The 19,256-nt window shown below is 69.1% G+C and carries 17 protein-coding genes, 3 tRNA genes and 1 pseudogene; 5 read left to right on the top strand and 16 right to left on the bottom strand.

Annotated features, from left to right (window positions below; translation table 11 throughout):
• Positions 1-452: 452 nt before the first annotated feature.
• From P9849_RS05195 to P9849_RS05175, 5 genes are all read right to left on the bottom strand, one after another.
• Positions 453-529 (bottom strand) — tRNA-Ile (locus tag P9849_RS05195).
• Positions 530-634: 105 nt separating this feature from the next.
• Positions 635-1,831 carry a glycosyltransferase gene (locus P9849_RS05190; protein WP_278268610.1) on the bottom strand — a complete coding sequence of 399 codons (1,197 nt, stop codon included), beginning with the start codon at positions 1,829-1,831 and terminating at the stop codon, positions 635-637.
• Between the two features lie 42 nt (positions 1,832-1,873).
• Positions 1,874-2,782: a DMT family transporter gene (locus tag P9849_RS05185; RefSeq protein WP_278268609.1), complete on the bottom strand. Its 909-nt coding sequence runs from the start codon at positions 2,780-2,782 to the stop codon at positions 1,874-1,876.
• Positions 2,779-3,501 (bottom strand): CDP-alcohol phosphatidyltransferase family protein, encoded by a 723-nt coding sequence (locus P9849_RS05180; RefSeq protein WP_278268608.1) that lies wholly within the window; start codon positions 3,499-3,501, stop codon positions 2,779-2,781. The genes P9849_RS05185 and P9849_RS05180 overlap by 4 nt, the downstream gene beginning before the upstream one ends.
• A gap of 57 nt (positions 3,502-3,558) precedes the next feature.
• Positions 3,559-4,407: a phage holin family protein gene (locus P9849_RS05175; RefSeq protein WP_278268607.1), complete on the bottom strand. Its 849-nt coding sequence runs from the start codon at positions 4,405-4,407 to the stop codon at positions 3,559-3,561.
• A gap of 250 nt (positions 4,408-4,657) precedes the next feature.
• Here P9849_RS05175 and P9849_RS05170 point away from each other — a divergent pair.
• The 3 genes and pseudogenes from P9849_RS05170 to P9849_RS05160 all read left to right on the top strand — a co-directional run bounded on the left by P9849_RS05170 (position 4,658) and on the right by P9849_RS05160 (position 6,820).
• A pseudogene (locus P9849_RS05170) lies at positions 4,658-5,851 on the top strand (multidrug effflux MFS transporter).
• A gap of 9 nt (positions 5,852-5,860) precedes the next feature.
• Complete coding sequence (locus tag P9849_RS05165; protein WP_347567917.1) at positions 5,861-6,178, top strand: hypothetical protein; 318 nt, start codon at positions 5,861-5,863, stop codon at positions 6,176-6,178.
• A gap of 78 nt (positions 6,179-6,256) precedes the next feature.
• On the top strand, positions 6,257-6,820 hold the full coding sequence (locus P9849_RS05160) for a GNAT family N-acetyltransferase (protein ID WP_278268606.1): 564 nt from the start codon (positions 6,257-6,259) through the stop codon (positions 6,818-6,820).
• 110 nt (positions 6,821-6,930) lie between these two features.
• Here P9849_RS05160 and P9849_RS05155 read toward each other — a convergent pair.
• Positions 6,931-7,003 (bottom strand) — tRNA-Asn (locus P9849_RS05155).
• Positions 7,004-7,086: 83 nt separating this feature from the next.
• A complete protein-coding gene (locus tag P9849_RS05150; RefSeq protein ID WP_278268604.1) occupies positions 7,087-8,355 on the bottom strand; it encodes an MFS transporter in 1,269 nt (422 codons plus the stop codon).
• Positions 8,356-8,416: 61 nt separating this feature from the next.
• On the opposite strand from P9849_RS05150, the gene P9849_RS05145 reads away from it, so the two are divergent.
• Entirely contained in the window at positions 8,417-9,022 is a 606-nt protein-coding gene (locus P9849_RS05145; RefSeq protein ID WP_278268603.1) for a TetR/AcrR family transcriptional regulator, read from the top strand.
• Positions 9,023-9,044: 22 nt separating this feature from the next.
• Complete coding sequence (locus P9849_RS05140) at positions 9,045-9,305, top strand: hypothetical protein (RefSeq protein ID WP_278268602.1); 261 nt, start codon at positions 9,045-9,047, stop codon at positions 9,303-9,305.
• A 108-nt stretch (positions 9,306-9,413) separates the two neighbouring features.
• Here P9849_RS05140 and P9849_RS05135 read toward each other — a convergent pair.
• The 9 genes from P9849_RS05135 to dusB all read right to left on the bottom strand — a co-directional run bounded on the left by P9849_RS05135 (position 9,414) and on the right by dusB (position 19,240).
• A tRNA-Asn gene (locus tag P9849_RS05135) sits at positions 9,414-9,486 on the bottom strand.
• A gap of 73 nt (positions 9,487-9,559) precedes the next feature.
• Entirely contained in the window at positions 9,560-11,449 is a 1,890-nt protein-coding gene (dnaG, locus tag P9849_RS05130) for a DNA primase (RefSeq protein ID WP_278268601.1), read from the bottom strand.
• Positions 11,450-11,525: 76 nt separating this feature from the next.
• Complete coding sequence (locus P9849_RS05125) at positions 11,526-12,791, bottom strand: deoxyguanosinetriphosphate triphosphohydrolase (RefSeq protein ID WP_278268600.1); 1,266 nt, start codon at positions 12,789-12,791, stop codon at positions 11,526-11,528.
• A 116-nt stretch (positions 12,792-12,907) separates the two neighbouring features.
• Complete coding sequence (locus P9849_RS05120) at positions 12,908-14,233, bottom strand: bifunctional GNAT family N-acetyltransferase/ATP-binding protein (RefSeq protein WP_278268599.1); 1,326 nt, start codon at positions 14,231-14,233, stop codon at positions 12,908-12,910.
• A gap of 81 nt (positions 14,234-14,314) precedes the next feature.
• The gene (locus P9849_RS05115; RefSeq protein ID WP_278268598.1) at positions 14,315-14,938 is read right to left on the bottom strand and encodes a response regulator transcription factor; all 624 of its coding nucleotides are present in this window, start codon (positions 14,936-14,938) and stop codon (positions 14,315-14,317) included.
• A 3-nt stretch (positions 14,939-14,941) separates the two neighbouring features.
• Positions 14,942-16,147: a histidine kinase gene (locus P9849_RS05110; RefSeq protein WP_278268597.1), complete on the bottom strand. Its 1,206-nt coding sequence runs from the start codon at positions 16,145-16,147 to the stop codon at positions 14,942-14,944.
• A 17-nt stretch (positions 16,148-16,164) separates the two neighbouring features.
• The gene (locus P9849_RS05105; protein ID WP_278268596.1) at positions 16,165-16,974 is read right to left on the bottom strand and encodes an ABC transporter permease; all 810 of its coding nucleotides are present in this window, start codon (positions 16,972-16,974) and stop codon (positions 16,165-16,167) included.
• Positions 16,971-17,906: an ABC transporter ATP-binding protein gene (locus P9849_RS05100; protein WP_278269099.1), complete on the bottom strand. Its 936-nt coding sequence runs from the start codon at positions 17,904-17,906 to the stop codon at positions 16,971-16,973. The genes P9849_RS05105 and P9849_RS05100 overlap by 4 nt, the downstream gene beginning before the upstream one ends.
• 161 nt (positions 17,907-18,067) lie before the next feature.
• Entirely contained in the window at positions 18,068-19,240 is a 1,173-nt protein-coding gene (dusB, locus tag P9849_RS05095; protein WP_278268594.1) for a tRNA dihydrouridine synthase DusB, read from the bottom strand.
• Positions 19,241-19,256: the final 16 nt, after the last annotated feature.

Below are 19,256 nucleotides of genomic sequence, written 5' to 3'. Positions count from 1 at the left end.
TCAAGGGCCCACTCCTGAACCTTCTCGGTGGCGCGCGCGATCAACAGCGCTCGGTCCTCCCAGGGGCCAGCGCGGAATCCCACGCCCGTACCATCCGGGGCGAGGAGCATCACGACCTCGTCCGTCGACCGCGGCGAATGCTCCACATCCACTGCAGGAAGACTCAACCCAGACGACTCGAGGTCGCGCATGGACGGGGCGAGGATCTCACGAGCCAGGTTCTCCACTCACGAACCGTTCCACACTCGACTGAGAAGTGGAAGAGTTCACGGGGCACAAGTGCCACGACGAGACGAGCCGCGAAAAAGGCTGTAGGCGGGTTCGGCGGCAGCGACGCGCTGCCGGTGAGAGTACCCCGTGGACGGAAATCGCCCCCGTCGGAACGACGAGGGCGATTCAGGAACCACACGGTCTTGAACGATCCGGAAGGCGTGGTCAGCACGTATACAACGTGGTAGGGGCACTGGGACTTGAACCCAGGACCAAGGGATTATGAGTCCCCTGCTCTAACCGGCTGAGCTATACCCCCTCGGGGCGCCGCCACGAAGTCCAAGATCCCGAAACGGCACCCGGACAGTCTACCCGGCAGCCGCCGTCGTGCCTGTCATGGAGACGCCCCAAAGGGCGCGAAGTCTCAGACCTGCAGGTCCTCGTAGGCGGCGCCGCGGTAGATGTCCTCGAAGGTCTTCAGCGTGTTCTCCAGGCTGTGCTTCTGGACCATCTCGTGGCTGGCGTCGCCCATGGCCTTGCGGGCCTCCTCCGGCTGGTCCAGGACCAGGCGGATCTTCTCGGTCAGGTCGACCACGTTGTTCGGCTCGAACAGGTAGCCGTTCACGCCGTCCTCGGCCAGGTGCGGCAGCGCCATGGCGTTGGCCAGCACGACCGGCGTGGACGCGCTCATGGCCTCCAGCGTCACCAGGGACTGCAGCTCGGCCGTGCCCGGCATGCAGAACAGATCGGCACGGATGTAGGCGCGGCGCAGCTCATCGTCGGGCGCGAGGCCCAGGAACCGGACGCGGTCCCCCAGACCCAGGGAGGCCACGAGCTGCTCCAGAGCGGGACGGACCTCGCCGCCGCCCACGATCTCCAGGTGGACGTTCAGCTCCTTCGGGAGCCGCGCGATCGCCTTGATCAGGACGTCGATGTTCTTCTCTTCGGCCAGGCGGCCGGCGAACAGGATGGTGGGGTACGGGTTCTTCTCCACCACCTCGCCGGGCTGCAGCTCGTATGCCGGGGTGTCGATGCCGTTGGAGAGCGGCAACACCTGGTGCAGGAAAGCATGCTGGTGCATGGCGCGAGCGGCGAGCGGCGTCGGGGTGGTGACGACGTCGGCCTGACCCATGACCTTGCCCATGTCCTTCCAGGAGATGCGGCCGATCCGGTCCTTGAGCCACTGCGGGAAGGGCAGGAACGGATTCAGGTTCTCCGGCATGAAGTGGTTCGTGGCCACCACGCGGATGCCGCGCTTCACGGCCTCGTACAGCACGTGTTCGCCGATCATGTAGTGGCTCTGGATGTGGACCACGTCCGGCTGCACCTTGTCGAAGAGGAGCGCGATCTCCTTCTTGATCTCCCAGGGGAAGGTGATGCGGAACGAGTCGTGCGTGGGCACCGCGTGGGAGCGGATCCGGTGCACCGTGCCCTCCGGCCGGAATTCGGTGTAGCTCTTGCCCTTGTCCGCGCGGGCCGCCAGGACGTGCACCTGGTGTCCGCGAGCGGTCATGCCCTTGGCCAGACGGTAGCCGAACTGCGCGGCCCCGTTCACATGCGGCGGATACGTGTCCGCGGCGATCAGAATGGTCAGGGGCTTACTGCCGTCGGTGGACGTCATGGGTGAGGTTCTCCTGGCGTTGGTGGGTCGCGGGCTGTGGCCCTAGGCCGATTTACCGGCCGATTTCCGTTCAGCTTCCTTCTTGCGCTTGGTCACCTCGGGATGGTGACGGGACAAGGCGATCACCCCAACGATAGCAAGGCATGCCGCTGCGATCATGGATATCCCGATCACCGGCTGCACATCGGGACGCAGCTCACCGAGGATGGTGACGCCGATCGCAATGCCGACGATCGGGTCGATCACCGTCAGGCCCGCGATGACGAGATCCGGTGGGCCTCCGGAGTACGCGCTCTGCACGAACCACGAGCCGAGACCACCCGCTGCCGCGATCGCCACGACCGTGTACCACGGCACATTGAGCAGGAACTGGCCGTTCGGGTCCAGCAGGTGGCGGCCGATGATGCGGGTCAGGACCGCCACGAAACCGAACAGCACCCCGGCGCCGAGGATGTAGACGAAAGCGTTGAGACGGTGCCGGAAGCCGACGGCCAGGGAGCCGAACACCCCCACCGCCAGGACCAGCAGCAGCACCACGGCCAGTTCATCCGACGCCGCCACATGATGGTTCTCCTGCGTGGCGTTGACCGCCAGCAGCACGAAGAGCGCGGAGCCGGTGACGCAGGCCGAGATGGCTACCACGGTGGCGCGGTTGATCTTGAGGCCCTGGTCCTTGGAGTTCACCACGGTGGTGATCACGAGCGCGATCGCGCCGATCGGCTGGATCACCGTCAGCGGCGCGGAGATCAGCGCGATGCAGTTCATGATCATGCCGCCGGCGAGCAGAGCGAGGCCCAGGAGCCAGCGGGGATTGCGGAGCAGGCGGACGAAGCTGCTGGATCCGAGGGCCAGACCACCGGTGTCCGCCTTGACGGCGCTCCCCTGCCGCTGGGCGCCGATCGCCAGGCAGAACGCGCCGAGGATCGCCAGGATGACTGCGAACCAGATCACCGGTCCTCACCGTCCTTCTCCCCCGTCTCAGGGCGCACGACCACGCCGTTCCGCGCGCCGCCGTCGACGTCGCCCGCCGCGCCGGCCGGGTCCGCTTCCTCCCGGTGCCCGGCGACGCGCGCCTCCCGCACCGGGCGGCCTTTGCGGATGATGGCGGCGAAGTATCCGATGGCCGCGATCCAGTGACCCACGAGGCCCAGGCCGAGCAGCACCCAGGCCGTGATCGCCAGGGGCCGCCCGCCGGCGAACTCGGACAGCACGAGCAGCGGGGTTCCGAGCAGGAGCAGCGCCGTCCGGACCTTGCCGACGACGCTGACAGGAAGATCCGGGTGGCTGCGGAAGTACAGGAGGGAGGCGGTGCCGAGGATCAGATCCGGGACCAGCAGGGCGGCCAGATACCACCACGTCACGACGCCGGCCAGGACCAGGGTCACCGCCACGGCGATCAGCGCGAGGCGGTCGGCGGCGGGGTCGAGGATACGTCCGAGCTTGGAGGTCTGGTCGAAACGACGGGCCACATAGCCGTCCACCCAGTCGGTGGACCCCATGACGGCGAGCACCGCCACGGCCCAGCCGTATTCGTGGACGCCCAGGACCAGCCACATGAACAGCGGGACGCCGAGGAACCGGATCACCGTGAGGACGTTGGGGACCGTGAGGATGCGGTCATGGTCGACTTGCGGCACGCCAGGGCGTGCGCCAGCGCCGATGAGCTTCATCCTCCCCCTTCCTCCGTGCGAATCCGTCGAACCAGCCCGGCTCCAGCCGGGAACGTGTCAGGACTTGATGAGCTTGCGCAAAAGGACCACGAACGCGGTGCCCGCCGCCACGGCCACGGCGATCGGCTTCCAGCGCTGGGCCAGCTCACCGGCGATGCCGCCGTTCTCGCCGGCGGTGGCGCCGGCGAAGCGCTGCTGCGCGGACTCACGGACGGACTCAGCGCGTTCCTTGACCTCGGACACGAAGCCCTGGGCCTGGGTCTTGACGTCGAGCTGGACACCCAGGTCGTCGCGGATGCCGGTGAGGTGGGCGCGGCGCTCATCGAGGCGGGCAATAATCTGCTGCTGCGTGGGTGCGGGGCCTTCTTCGGCGAGCTTCTGCTTGGCCTTGACCTCCGCCTCTTCGCGGGCCTTGGCCTTGGCTGCCGCCTTCGCCTCGGCGGCGGCCTTCGCGGCGGGCGACTCCGGGTCGAGGATGCTCGCGTCGAACGCGCTGCCCTCCTTAACGATCCCCAGATCGTGCTTGAAGCCGCGGATCGCTTCGGCGGGCATCAGGGGCATGGCCGACTTGAGCTTGAGGAACCCGAACAGGCCGCCGATGCCGGCGATGATCAGGAACGCGGCGGAGACGATGAGAGCCGAGAGCCAGGCCGGCATGATGGTGGCCAGACCCATGATGGCGGCGACCACCAGCGCGATCACGAGCAGCCCCACGAAGAGGAGGGCGGCGACGAAACCGGCGGAGGCGATGCCTACCTTGACGCCCTTGTCCTTGAGTTCCAGCTGGGCGAGGGTGATCTCGTCCTGGATCTGGCGGGGCAACAGCTGGGCCGCACTCCGGGCTGTCGCCGGAAGCGCCTTGAGGCTTGTCTGGGGCCGTACGGTGCTCGCATGGCGTCCGCTCATCAGTTTCGCCTCACATCGACTCGACGGATAGAAAAGGCCGTGACCAGGGCCACGGTGGCGGCAGACCGACCCCTGGAGGACAGCCCCGCCTTGGACAAAACTATCATTGCGCCACGGTCGTGGAGGTTCCGCCGTCGCCATGTTCATGTGCGTTCACCTGCATCGAGTGGTCCCCGCGCCCCTTCCCGGGGTGGAGCCGCCGCTTAAGATAGTGGAGGTGACCACCCCCACCCTTTCCCTTGGCTCCGCCATGTCCCGGCGGCAGAAGATCACCTACGTTCTGATCCTCGGCGCTCTCACCGCGCTGGGTCCCTTCACCATCGATCTGTACCTGCCGGCGTTCCCCGCGATCGAACGGGACCTCGGCGTGAGCCAGGCGGCCGTGCAGCTCACCCTGACGGGCACCACCGTCGGCTTCGCTCTGGGTCAGCTGCTGGTGGGCCCACTGAGCGACAAGGTTGGGCGGCGGGTGCCGCTCCTCTGCGCCACCGCGCTCCACATCCTGGCGTCGATCGGCGCGTCCTTCTCGCACGACATCGTGCCGCTGGGCATCTTCCGCGTTCTCATGGGCATCGGCGCGGCCGGCGGCGGCGTGGTCTCCATGGCCATGGTGCGCGACCTCTTCGCAGGGTATTCGATGGTGCGGATGTTCGCGGCCATGTCCCTGGTCAACGGCCTGGCGCCGATCCTCGCGCCGGTGATCGGCTCCCAGCTGCTCCTCATCACGCCGTGGCCCGGCATCTTCCTCTTCCTGGCCGGATACGGCGCGCTCGTCATCCTGGGCTGCCTGTTCCTGGTCCGCGAGACGCTTCCGGTGGAACGCCGCCGCGTGTCCGGCACGAGCGTGCTGAGCCATTACCGGGTGCTGTTCACGGACAGGATCTTCGTGGGGGTGCTCATCATGGCGGGCATGAACTTCGCGGGCCTGTTCTCCTACCTTTCGGCCTCCCCGTTCCTGTTCGAACGGCTCTACGGCTTCACCCCGCAGCAGTACGGCTACCTGTTCGGCATCAATTCGCTGGGCATCGTGGCGGGCGTCCAGATCAGTTCGCGACTGATCAAAAAGGTCGGACCCCAGTGGATCCTGGCCTTCGCGACAGTGGGCCAGATCGTCTCCGCCCTGCTGATCATCGTGGCGGATGCCTCCCACGCAGGCCTCCTCGGCCTGGCGATCCCCCTGTGATTCTACATCATGTGCACAGGCTTCTGCTTCCCGTGCGTCCAGGTGCTCGGACTGGCCAGCCACGGCGACCGCGCAGGCACGGCGGCTTCGCTCCTGGGCGCGAGCACCTTCCTCACGGCGGGCCTCCTCTCCCCCGTGGTCGGGCTGCTCGGCACCGACTCGGCCGTGCCGATGGCCGCGATCATGATCGCCTGCATCGGCGTCGGGATCCTGAGCCTGTGGCTCATCATCCGGCCCCGCTCGGTCCCCGCGATCGCCTAGGCTGACCACGTGACCCACGACGACGCCCCGCGCCCACGCCGCACCTCCCCCTTCCGCGGGGCGAGGGAGCGCGCACGGGCCCTGCGTGCGTCCGGCGCCCGGGTGGCGGCCCCCTGGCGTCGCGACCCGTCGGACCCCCGCTCCGGGAAGAAGGCGCACCGCAACGGTCGCGGCCTCTTCGTCGGAGCGCTCATCGGCGGCGTGCTCGGGTACTTCGCGGGCCGGGCGATCGGGCAGGGCGCCCTCGGGATCGTGTTCGGCGCCCTCATCGGCGCCGCGGTGCTCTACCGGCTCAACCCCGGTCCGTGGGGCCGGAACCGGAAGTAGGCCCAGGCCGGGTCGCGCACACGCGCACACCCGAAGGTCCCAGGCACCGCGGCGGATCGACCGTGGCAGGATGGCTGCATGACTCTTCCCCCTCCCACCCTGGACACCACCCGTCTGCGTCTGCGGCCGTTCACCGAGGCCGACGGCGAGGAGCTCTTCGCCCTGAACAGCGATGCCGAGGTGCTGCGGTACTGGGACTCGCCGCCGTGGACGGAACGCTCCGCCGTCGAGCGCTTCCTGACGGGGAACCGGCGCTTGGCCGAGGAGGGCACCGGCACGCGGCTGGTCATCCAACGGCGGTCCGATCAGGCGTTCCTCGGCTGGATCACCTTCAACAGCTGGAACCCGGATTTCCGGAGCGCGTCCCTCGGATACTGCCTCCGGCAGTCCGCCTGGGGCCAGGGCCACGCGACCGAAGCCGCCGGGGCGCTGCTGCAGTGGGCGTTCGGCACTCTTGACCTCAACCGGGTGCAGGCCGAGGCCGACACCCGCAATGCGCCCTCAGCCCGGGTGCTGGAGAAGCTCGGATTCGTCCTGGAAGGGACGCTGCGCGAGGACTGTGTCGTGAACGGCGTCGTCTCCGACTCGTGGGTCTACGGGCTGCTCCGCCGCGACTGGGAGGCCCTGCACCCGGTACGCTGACCGCCGTCGCGCGCCCGGGCACGGAGTGCGGACACAGCGCCCGGACAGAATCCGGGCAAAGAAAAACCCCGGGTCAGCGGCCGTTTCAGGCCGCCCACCCGGGGTGAAAGCTCCTCCTGCTGGACTTGAACCAGCAACCCTTCGATTAACAGTCGAATGCTCTGCCAATTGAGCTAAGGAGGATCGAAGCGAGTAAGACGTTACCAGAGGCGGGGCCCGAACATGAAATCGGACCCCGCCCGCCGCCCCACTTCAGGGACGCCGGCTCAGACCACGGCCTCTTCCCCGCGTGGCGTCTCGTGGGCGCTGCGCGGCAGTTTCAGCCGGGAGAAGAGCACCGCCGCAGCCACGATGAAGATCACACCCAGCAGGTACGGGGCCAGGTGGGCGATTCCGCTGTACAGGAGACCGGCCACGATCGGCGCGGCCATCTGAATGGCCGACCCTACCGCCTGGAGCGCTCCGGCCACGCGGCCCTGCTCGTCGTCGCCCGCGGAGCTGGAGATGAGGCCGTCCAGCGGCGCCTGCGTGAGGCCCTGTGAGGCTCCGAGCATGAGCACGCCGGCGATGAGCAGCCACGGCTGGGCCAGCACCGAGGCGAGGATGGCCAGCGCCGCGCAGCCGAGGCCCTGGCCCAGGATGCCGATGATGATGGTCTTCTTCTCGCCGATCCTGGGCAGGAGCACGGCCAGCAGGCCGCCCTGCACCGCGATGTCCAGGACGCCGATGACGGCCACCAGGAAGCCGATCTGGGCCGCACTCCAGCCGACGGCGTCGATGGCCAGCACGCTGAAGTTGTTGGTGAAGAACGCGAACGGGATCATCATCAGCGCGAACACGAGCAGCAGACCGCGCAGCCCGGGCCGGCGGAAGGCGTCGGAGAGGACCTTCACCGGATGCAGCTCTTCGAGCGCGAGCTTCGGGGTGCGGTTCTCGGGCGCGAGGGACTCGGGCAGCAGGAAGATCGCGAGGATCGCCACGAGCAAGGCGACGACGGCGGTGGCGAAGACGGGCAGTCGGATGTCGATGGCGGAGAGGAGACCGCCGAGCGCCGGGCCGATCATGAAACCGATGCCGTTGAGCGCGCCGAGGAGACCGAAGCGTTTGGCGCGGTCCTTGGCCGGCGTGATGTCCGCCGTGTAGGCGAAGAGCGCGGGGAGGTCGCCGGCGGTGACGCCCTGGATGACACGGCCGAGCAGGAGGATCCACAAGGATCCGCCGATGCCGAACACCAGGTAGCCGATGACCGCCCCGAACGAGGCGATGATGATGACCGGCCGGCGGCCCACGCGGTCCGAGAGGCCTCCGAGGAAGGGAGCGGCGAGGAAGGCGCAGAGGGCATTGACGCCTTCCAGGACACCGACCCAGATGGCGAGGTTCGGGTCGCCGTGCGGGAGGTACTCCTGGACGATGAACGGCATGACGGGCAGGACCACCGTCATGCCGACGACGGTGAGCATGGTGAGGACGACGAGCATGAACCAGGCGCGGCGCGGAGACGGCGGCGGAGCTGGAGGGGAGGAGTTCAGGGACATGTCGCTAGAGTAACACTAAAACTAGAGTCATTCTAGTTTTAGAGCGACTATCCTGGTGAGCATGGCCGACACCACCACCCCGGGACGCCGGGAACGCAAGAAGGCAGCGACCCGCAAGGCGATCTCAGACGCCGCGCTCGAACTCTTCCAGGACCGCGGCTTCGACGCCGTGACCATCAAGGAGGTGGCCGAGCGGGCCGACGTCTCCCTCGCCACCGTCTACGCCCACTTCCCCCAGAAGGAGGCCCTGGTCTACGACGAGGACGACGAGATCCGGGACGCCCTCCTGGCTGCGGTCAGGAACCGCGAGCCGGGCATGACCATCTGCACCGCCATCCACCAGTGGCTTCGCGCGGTCATGGAAGAGCACGAGCAGTACGGCGCACAGGTGGCGGCCTTCGACGCGATGGTCCAGGCCGCGCCGTCCCTCCGCGAGTACGAGCGGTCCATGTGGATGCGGCATGAGAAGGCCCTGATCCTGACCATCGCCGACGAGCTGGGCCTGCCCGCCACGGACCCGTTCATCCAGGTCTTCTCCCACTACGCGCTGGAGACCTGGGCGTTCCTCGACCGCACGGAGGATCCCCGGGCATCCCTCGAGGCCACGTTCGCCCTCCTGTCCCCGGGGTGGACCGCGTTCGAGGAGCGCGTGACAAGCGGGCGCTGAGCCGGACGGGTAGTCTGGCCGCATGACGCCACAGGAGACGCAGAACACACCAGGACCGGACCGTGCACGGAAGGCCGACGGGACGTTCGGCCCGCTGCTGATCGGCATCGGCCTGCTGCTGGTGGCGATGGACGCGTTCGTGACCGGCGGATTCCGCGTCTCCCTCCTGGGAGGGCTCCTGGTGATCGTAGGGTGCACCGAACGCCTGATCGGCGCCCTGCGGGCCACTCAGGCCTCCGGGAAGCCCGTAGACGCGCCGCGCCGGACGCCGTCGGAGCGCTGACGGAGCGCTGAGCGGCTCCCCAGGTCCTTCCCGGCCCGGAATAGCCCTTCCGGGCAAAGAAAAACCCCGGGTCAGCGGCCGTTTCAGGCCGCCCACCCGGGGCGAAAGCTCCTCCTGCTGGACTTGAACCAGCAACCCTTCGATTAACAGTCGAATGCTCTGCCAATTGAGCTAAGGAGGATCGAAGCGAGTAAGACATTACCAGAGCCGGAGCCCGAACATGAAATCGGGCCACCGCGCCTGCCTGAGGAAGCTCAGGCGTTCTGGCGCAGCGACCGCCGCTGCATCTCCAGGGAGAGCAGCTGCCGGTTCAGATCCTGGACCATGGAGGGATCGGCGTCGGCGCCCATGCGCTGCAACTGACCGAGCAGATCGGCCTTCTGACGCGTGATGTCCAGCTCGAACAGGCGGGCCAGGATGTCCCGGCACGCCCGCATCAGGGCATCCTCATCGGGCGCAGGGATCATCGCGACCGCGAGCTCCGAGACCAGGCCCCGCAGCGGCTCCGGAACCTCTGCTCGGACCGTCTCCACCCAGGTCACGGGGTCTGCACCCCGAGCGGTGCCCACCGCACGGATCGCCGTGTGGACGGCCTGGTACGCGGGCACCACGAAATGGGCCTGGGAGAACATCTGCCAGTGACGCTCGTCGAGGACCTGGGGCTGCTGCAGCGCCACCTCCAGCGACTGCCGTTCCATGGCCGCCGCCGGATCGCGCGGATCCGGCCGGCCGTACAGCGGCGCGCTGTCCGCCGGTTCCTGCACGGCCGCTCCCCCCTGATCGCCCGACGACGACGGCGCCGCGGCGGCCCGGCGCGCGGCCGTCTGCACCGCGCGGGACACCTCCTCCATGGACATGCCCAGCCAGCCGGCCAGTTCGCGGGTGTACGCCGGACGCAACGACCCGTCGCGGATCCGTGCCACGATCGGCGCGGCCTCCCGGAGCGCCTGGACCCGGCCCTCCACGGTGTTCAGATTGTGCTTCTTCAGGCCCACCCGGATGGCGAATTCGAACAGCGGCCTGCGGCTGTCGATGAGATCCTTCACGGCCTGGTCACCCCGGTGCTGCCGGAGTTCACAGGGGTCCGCGCCGGACGGCTCGACCGCTACATACGTCTGCGCCACGAAACGCTGGTCCTCCTCGAAGGCGCGCAGGGCCGCTTTCTGGCCCGCGGCGTCGCCGTCGAAGGTGAAGACCACTTCGCCACCGGTGCCGTCGTCCGAGAGGAGCCGGCGCACGATCTTGATGTGGTCCCCGCCAAAGGCCGTGCCACAGGTCGCGACAGCGGTGGTGACGCCCGCGAGGTGACAGGCCATGACGTCCGTGTAGCCCTCGACCACCACGAGCTGCCGGCCGCGCACGATGTCCCGCTTGGCCTTGTCGATCCCGTACAGGACCTGGGATTTCTTGTAGAGCGGGGTTTCCGGGGTGTTGAGGTACTTCGGGCCCTTGTCGTCCTCGAAGAGCTTGCGCGCGCCGAAGCCGATCACGTCGCCCGTGATGTCCCGGATGGGCCAGATCAGCCGGCCCCGGAAGCGGTCATACAGCCGGCCGGACCCTTCGCGGCCCGTGGAGAACATGCCGGTCTGCACCAGTTCCTCGTCGCGGAAGCCCTTGGTGCGCAGGTGGCCGAGCAGTCCGTCCCAGCCCTGCGGAGCGAACCCCACGCCGAAGGACTCCGCGGCGGCGCGGTCGAAACCGCGTTCGGCCAGGAAGCGGCGGCCCTCGATGGCGCCGGGCGTCAGGAGCTGGGCGGCGAAGAACTCCGCCGCGATCTTGTGAGCGTCCAGGAGCTTCTGGCGCTTGCCGACGTCCTCGCGGCGCGGTCCGGTGCCGCCGTCCTCGTAGCGGAGCTCGATGCCGACCTTGGCCGCGAGCTTCTCCACCGTCTCGCTGAAGGAGAGGTGGTCCATCTTCTGCACGAAGGAGATGACGTCGCCGCTCTCACCGCATCCGAAGCAGTGGTACGTGCCCACTTGCGGGCGGACGTGGAAGCTGGGGCTGCGCTCGTCATGGAAAGGACAGAGTCCCTTGAAAGAGCCGATGCCCGCGCTGCGGAGGGTGACGTACCCGTCCACCACCTCTTTGATATCGGTGCGCTGGCGGACCGCCTCGATGTCTTCCCGTTTGATCAGTCCAGCCACGGTTCCATCCTAGTCCGGCTGGCAAGCCGGGACGGCCGCGGTGGGTGGGGCGGCCCGGGGACGGAGACCGGCGGGATCACCAGAGCGACGGCAGGCTGCCCACGAGGCGTTCGTGCAGGCTCAGCGCCGATCCGTCCGTCAGCGACGCGACCTGGTCGATGATGACCCGGAAGCGGGCGTCGTCGCTGTCCGCGGCGCGCCAATCGGCGGCGAACATGGGCTCCAGGTGCTTGTCCCCCGTGGCGGTCAGCGCGCTCACGAGGGCCCGGAGCACCTCCTGCTGCCGCTCGTAGATCGGCTGACGGTGGTCCGTGGTCATGACGAACGTGGTGGCCAGGCCCTTCATGACGGCGATCTCCATGACCGTCTCCTCCGGCACCATCAGCTGCCCGTTGTACCGCGTCAGGGGGTCCGGGCCGTAGACCGAGCGGGTGGCCTCCAGCGCGCTCTGGCAGAACCGGCCGATCAGCTGGCTGGTCATGTTCTTCAGGGCGGCCATCGATTTCCGGCTGCCGTCGGCCTCCCGCACCCAGACGGCGGTCTTCTCGAGGCGGCTCAGCGCCTCGTCGACTTCGGCCGGGTCGGCATGGGGCAGGTACCACTGCCGCGTGTAACCCACCACGCGGGCGCGGTGATCCGGGTTGTCCATCCAGCGCAGCTGGAAGTGGCCCGCCACGACGGCGTCCTCCACATCGTGCACCGAGTAGGAGATGTCGTCCGCCAGGTCCATGACCTGGGCTTCGATGCACGTCTGGCCCGCCGGGGCGTTGTCGCGGACCCAGTCGAAGATCGGCAGATCGTCCTCGTAGGCGCCGAACTTGCTCGTGCGGCGGCCGTGGATCACGGGGGCGTCGGCGGCCTGCCACGGGTACTTGCACGAGGCGTCCAGGCTGGCGCGGGTGAGGTTCAGCCCGGCGGGCGTGCCGTCCGGGGCGAGCACCTTCGGTTCGAGGCGGGTGAGAAGGCGCAGGGTCTGGGCGTTGCCCTCGAAGCCTCCGATGTCGTGAGCGATGTCGTTCAGCGCGGACTCGCCGTTGTGACCGAACGGCGGATGCCCCAGATCGTGCGACAGGCACGCGGTGTCCACGACGTCCGGATCGCAGCCGAGGGCCCGGCCGAGTTCGCGGCCCACCTGGGCCACCTCGAGGCTGTGGGTCAGCCGCGTGCGGACGAAGTCGTCCGTGTCCGGGGCGACCACCTGGGTCTTGGCTCCGAGCCGGCGGAGCGCGGAGGAATGGAGCACCCGGGCGCGGTCCCGTTCGAAGTCGGAGCGGTAGGTGTTCTTGGCCGGCTCAGCGACCCAGCGTTCGGAAGCGTGGGCCGGGTACTGTGCGTCACTCACGCCCTCAGTCTAGTCAGAGCACCGCCTTCTCCCCCTGCCTATGACGCCGTGACCCACGGATTTTCCGCGGACTTCACCTGAAGGCGGAACCGGCCCGGAGAGCCGGGCCGATTGACTCAGGTCCGGGCGAGCGTCCCGATGTCCTCCAGGAACGCCTCGCGGACCTCCTCGCTGACCGTCGCCCGGGTGTCGGCGATGGTCTCCAGATAGTCGCGAGTCGTCGGGCCGCGGCGTCCGGTTCCGGCGCCGGAGGCAGCGCCGTCCGCAGCGGCGGGAGCCGAGCCGCCGGCGTCGTACACCGCCTTCTCCAGGGCGCGCTGGGAGGCGCTGCGGGCCGCGAACTCGATGTCCGCCGGCGAGAAGCCCTCGCTGCGGTCCACGAGAGCCTGGATGTCGATGTCCGTCAGGACGCTCGCGGGGATGAACCGCTGCCACATGGCGGTCCGCGCCTCCTCGTCCGGCAGGCCGATCGGGATGACGTAATCGAAGCGCCCGTGCCGCAGGAAGGCGGAGTCGAGGGACCGGATGAAGTTCGTGGCGCACACGAGGAGACGGCCGGGCTGATCACGGAAGGCCGGAATGATCTTGAGCAGCTCATTCGTCACCCCCTGCAGAGGCGACGGCGGCTCGCCCGAGCGCTGCGCCGCGATCTCCTCCACTTCGTCGATGAAGACCACCGCATGCTCGAGCTCCGCGATCTCCAGGAACGTCTCGCGCAGGGCTCCGGCCAGTCCCGCGGGATCGGCCGCGAGGCGGGAGGGGAACACCTCCACGAACGGCCATTCCAGCCGGGAGGCGATCGCCTTGGCGAAGGTCGTCTTGCCGGTGCCGGGCGGGCCGAAGAGCACGACGGCGCGCGGCGGCACCACGCCGAACTCCTCCGCCAGCTCGCCTTCCGCCAGCGGCAGCACGAGCCGCCGTTCCAGCAGCTGCTTCTCCTGGGTCATGCCCGCCACTTTCTCCCAGAGATCACGCGGCAGGATGCGGCCACCGAGCTGCTCCAGCGCCCCGAGCTCGGCCCGCTGGACCGGGATCCGCCGCTCGTAGTACCGCAGGTCCGCCTTGACCTGGAAGCCGCGGTTCAGGAACGCCTCCACCCGGGTCTCCTGGGTGGGCATGAGCGCGGACAGCTTGTTCAGACCGAGGGACGCCATGCGCTGTTCGACGCCGGCGAGCAGCGAGGTGCCGATGCCCTGTCCGTGCCAGGACTGGAGCGTGGCCAGGAAGACGATCCAGCCCTGGTCATGCGCCGCGCGGCCGACGGCGGCGCCCACGACCGTGTCGCCGTGCACCGCGACCACGGCGTGGTCCTTCTCGCAGGACGCGAGCACTTCGGCCAGATCGTAGACGGACTCCACGCCGGACGCCTTGAGGGATTCCCAGAGGTGCAGGATCCCCTCCACATCCGAGGCGTGGAAATCGCGGATCTTCCAGGTGGTCATGACATCAGCTCCTTCGCCGGCCCTTCGCCAGGGTGCCGACATCATGCCACGGGCCACACCGGCGCGGCCAGGGTCGTTCGGCTAGAGCAACCAACCGTTCTCCGCGGCGATCCGTGCCGCATCACCGCGGGTCCGGCCGCCCGTCTTCGCCATGGCCGCCGAGAGATGATTGCGAACGGTGCCCTCCGAGAGGAACACCTCGCGCGCGATGTCGGCCACCGTGCCGCCCCGCGCGGACACCCGGAGCACGTCGACCTCCCGCGAGGTGAGCGGGGACTCGCCCGCCACGAGCGACTCGGCGGCCAGCGACGGGTCGATGACCCGCAGGCCGGCGTGCACCTTGCGGACCGCGTCGGCGAGCTGTCGCGCCGGGGTGTCCTTGACCACGAACCCGACGGCCCCGGCCTGCAGCGCGCGCCGCACATAACCGGGCCGGCCGAACGTCGTCACCATGAGCACCCGGCAATCCGGCGACTCCCGGCGCAGCCGCTCCGCCGTCGCCAGTCCGTCGAGTCCAGGCATCTGCACGTCCAGGAGCGCGACGTCGGCCCGCTCCTGGCGCACGGAGGCGAGCGCCGCTTCGCCGTCCCCCGCTTCGGCGACCACCGCGATGTCCGGTTCCAGTCCCAGCAGGGCCGCGAGCGCGCCTCGCACGAGGGCCTGGTCGTCCGCGATCACGAGACGGATCACTCCGTTGTGCGTCATGGGCTACATCACCACTTTCAGGCGGAAACCGCCCAGATCCGAGGGTCCCGTGCTCAGGGTCCCACCCGCTTGCCGGACCCGTTCGGCCAGGCCGTCCAAGCCGGTCCCTTGTCCGCTCCAGTGAGGCACGGCCGGGTCTCCGGGGCCGCCGGAGGAGGCACGGCCGCCCCCGGAGGCAGTTGCGGGGACGGCGAGCGCCGGGCGCCAGACGCCGTCGTCGTCCACCTGCACGCCGTCCGCGGTCAAGGTGATACGGCAGTGGGCCGCGCGGGAGTGCCGGACCACGTTCGTGACGCCTTCCCGCACGACCCAGCCGAAGAGTTCGCGGTGCGCCGCGGGCACCTCGTCCACGGAGCCGGGCAATTCCGCCTCGATCCCCGCCGAGGCGAGGGCGCCTCGGGCCTGGGCCAGCTCCGCGACGACGTTCACGCCGCGGTACCCGGCCACCGTGGCCCGCACATCGGCGAGAGCTCCGCGGGCCAGGTCCTCGATGTCCGCCAGCTCCCGGGCGGCGCGGGCGGGGTCGGCTTCCAACAGCCGGCCCGCGAGTTCGGCTTTCACGGCCACCACGGTCAGGGAGTGACCCAGGATGTCGTGCATGTCGCGGGCCATCCGGTCCCGTTCGGCGGCGACGGCCGCGACCGCGAGGTCCTTCCGGGTGGCTTCGAGCTGCTGCCGGAGCTGGATCTGCCGGGCGAAGGCCATCATCATGAACCCGAGGGACATCACCAGAGAACCCTGGAGCAATCCGGCTTCGGGCTGGCCGCTCAGCATCTGGATCAGGAGCGATGCGACGGCGAGGGCTCCGATCATCAGGAACCTCGGGCGCGCCCGCAGCGGCATCATGGCGATCGCGCAGGCCAGGAAGGTCCAGGTCCATAGCGCGGCCGTCCCGAGGGAGAGCACCACGAGCAGATTGCTGACCAGCAGGGCGGAGATCACCAGCACCACTGCCCGATCGCTGTCCCGGCCTTCCCGACGGCACCACACGTAGGGCGGGCCGAACGCGTAACAGGCGAAGAACACGAGGGTCAGCCCCGTGCTCAGCACCTTGTCGCCCAGAGGCTGCGTGGCATCCGCCCACACCGTGGCATACGTGGGCCAGGTCCACAGCACCAGGGAGAACCCCGCGCCGATGAGCCAACTCCGGGGCCCGGCCCCGGAACGCCAGTTCGCCCACCGGGCGGGTGTCTCCCGCGTCTCTTCCATGGGAACCAATCTAGGGCTCAGAAGCGCTTGGTGTCTTTGCGGAAGGCCAGCGCGGCGCCGGTCACGAAGACGGCGAGCCACACCCCCGCGTTGAGGACCCAGAGCCAGTCCCACTCCTGGGTCAGGGGGCTGCGCGCGATCTGCCCGATCCCGTAGGCCGGGGTCCACTTGGCGATCTCCACGAAGGTGTCCCCCATGATCTGCACCGGCATGAACAGTCCGCCGAGCATGGCGAGGATCGCCAGGACCGGACCGAGGATCTGCATGACGTTCTGGCTCGGCATCAGGTACCCGACCATGAGGCCCAGCGCCGCGAAGACCAGCGACCCCAGCCAGGCGGCCAGGCCGGCCTCCACCATGGTCACCGCATCCGAATGCACGCCGAAGATCGCGCCCACGGTGAACTGGGCCACGACCGCGATGAAGCTCATGACGAGGGCCGCGATCGCCTTGACGGCGATGTACGCCCCCGGCTGCAGGGGCGTCAGCCGCAGCTGCCGGGACCAGCCCTGAGCGCGTTCCACCGCGACCTGCGCCCCGGATCCGGTGGCCGAGGTCATCGCCGCGTAGACGGTGAGGCTGATGAGAATGTACTCCCCATAGCTGTGCTGGCCGCCCGGCAGCATCTGGTTCTTGTTGGCGAGGCCGAAGACCGCGAAGAACACGGCCGGGACCACGAGCGTGAAGATCAGGGTCCGGCGGTTGCGCAGGATCCGTTTGATCTCGATCCAGAGGAAGGTCGGGTTGATCCCGCCGTTCGCGGGCCTGCGGTCGGTCAGGTTGATGGCGGCCCGCTGATCACGGGCGGTGTCGGTGATGGCGCTCATGCCTGAGCCTCGTTTCCGGTGAGGGCCGCTTCGGCGGCGGGTGCGGCGTCGTCGCCGGTGAGGGCCACGAAGGCGTCCTCCAGGTTGTTGGCGCTGACCTCGACGTCATGCGCGTCGGTCTCAGTGAGGAGGAAGCGGAGCACCGCGTCCGAGTCCTGCGAGCGGAGGGTGACCCGGGCGCCGTCGTGCTCCACGGAGTCCACCTCGGGGAGCCTCGCCAGCCGGGGGTCCTCGTGACTCAGCGCGGCGCGGATCGTGCGACCGGCGGCGAGGTTCTTGATCTCCGCAGCGGTGCCGTCCGCCACCACCCGGCCCTGGCGGACCAGGACGATCCGGTCCGCGTAGGCGTCCGCCTCATCCAGGTAGTGGGTGGCGAACACGACCGTGCGGCCCCGCTGCGCGTCCTGGCGGATGGCGTGCCAGAAGTCGCGGCGCCCGGCCACGTCCATGCCGGTGGTGGGTTCGTCCAGGATCATGAGACCCGGGTCCGAGACCAGAGCCATCGCGAAGCGGAGGCGCTGCTGCTGGCCGCCCGAGCACTTCTCCACCCGGCGGTCCCCCAGGTTCGCGATCCCGGCGCGTTCCAGAACCTCCGTCACCGGCCGCGGCGAATCGAACATGGCCGCCGTAAGCTGCACGGTCTCCTTGACGGTGATGTCCCGCAGCAGGCCGCCCGACTGCATCACGGCAGCCACCTGGCCCCGGGCGATCGCCTGACGCGGCGTGCCGCCGTACACCTTCACACTGCCTCTGGTCGGCTCGGAGAGCCCCAGGATCATGTCGATGGTGGTCGTCTTGCCGGCGCCGTTCGGGCCCAGGAAGGCCACCACTTCGCCGGGCTTCACCTGGAGGTCCAGGCCACGGACGGCCTGGACCGTCCCGAAACTCTTGTGGAGGCCCTGGGCGTCCACGGCCAGTAGCTGGCTCATCATGTCCTCGCGTTCCCCGTCTGCCGGATGGATGCGGAAGAGCGTGCGCTCTCCCTCGGTATCCATTCGATCGTGGATGGGGTGCGAGGACCTCCGCCGTGCGTCACGTCCCGGGCATGACATCTGTCATGGCCGGGACGACGCCGGCTGGGGGCGTCCGGGGGTCAGCCGCCCGAGACGTCCAGTTCGGCCGCCTTGATGGTGGCGCGCTGCTCGTCGTTCAGGCTGCGGCTTTCGAGCCAGCGGTCCGGGAGCGCGGTCTTCTTCGGGGTCCCGGCGCGACCGCGGGGGCCTTCGGCGTCGGCTCCCGGGTACGGGGACTCCATGTCCAGCTGGTCGAGCAGGCCGCGCAGGGTCGCCAGATCCGGCACCGTGGCGAGCTGGGCACGCAGATCGCCGCCCACGACGTAGCCCTTGAAGTACCAGGCCATGTGCTTGCGGATGTCCCGCAGGGCCTTGCCTTCATCGCCGAAGGTGTCGATCATGAGCTCGGCGTGACGGTACACCGCGTCCGCGACCTCGCGCAGGCCCGGGCGGATGCGGTCCTCCCGGCCGTCGAACGCGGCCTGCAGATCGCCGAAGAGCCACGGGCGGCCCTGGCAGCCACGGCCCACGACCACGCCGTCGACGCCGGTCTGGCGCACCATGCGCTCGGCGTCCTCGGCGCTCCAGATATCGCCGTTGCCCAGCACGGGGATGTCCGGCAGGGCCTCCCGCAGGCGGGCGATCGAGTCCCAGTCGGCCTTGCCGGAGTAGAACTGGCTCGCCGTGCGGCCGTGCAGCGCGACGGCGGCAACCCCGGCGTCGCGGGCGATGCGGCCGGCCTCGAGGTACGTCAGGTGGTCCTCGTCGATGCCCTTGCGCATCTTGATGGTCAGCGGGATGTCCCCCTTGGACGCCTCACGCACCGCGGTCTGGACGATCGCGGTGAACAGGTCGATCTTCCAGGGCAGCGCCGAACCGCCACCACGGCGGGTGACCTTCGGGACGGGGCAGCCGAAGTTCAGGTCGATGTGGTCGGCCCGGTCCTCCTCCACCAGCAGGCGGACGGCGGCGCCCACCGTGACGGGGTCCACGCCGTAAAGCTGAACGGAGCGGACCTCTTCGTCGTCGTCGTGCTCGATGATCCGCAGCGATTCCGGGGACCGTTCCACGAGCGCCCGGGAGGTGACCATCTCCGCGACATAGAGACCCCCGCCGAACTCGCGGCAGAGGCGGCGGAAGGCCTTGTTGGTGATGCCGGCCATGGGCGCGAGCACCACGGGGGTGTCCACGGTGATGTCGCCGAGCTTCAGGGGCGGCAGCTCGATTCTGGTGGGAAGTGCTTCAAGGGTCACCCCACCATTCTCCCGC

This window comes from Arthrobacter sp. Y-9, assembly GCF_029690065.1.
Lineage (GTDB): Bacteria > Actinomycetota > Actinomycetes > Actinomycetales > Micrococcaceae > Arthrobacter_E.
The sequence above is the reverse complement of the archived record's forward strand: the minus strand, read 5'-3'. Positions and strand labels throughout refer to the sequence as shown.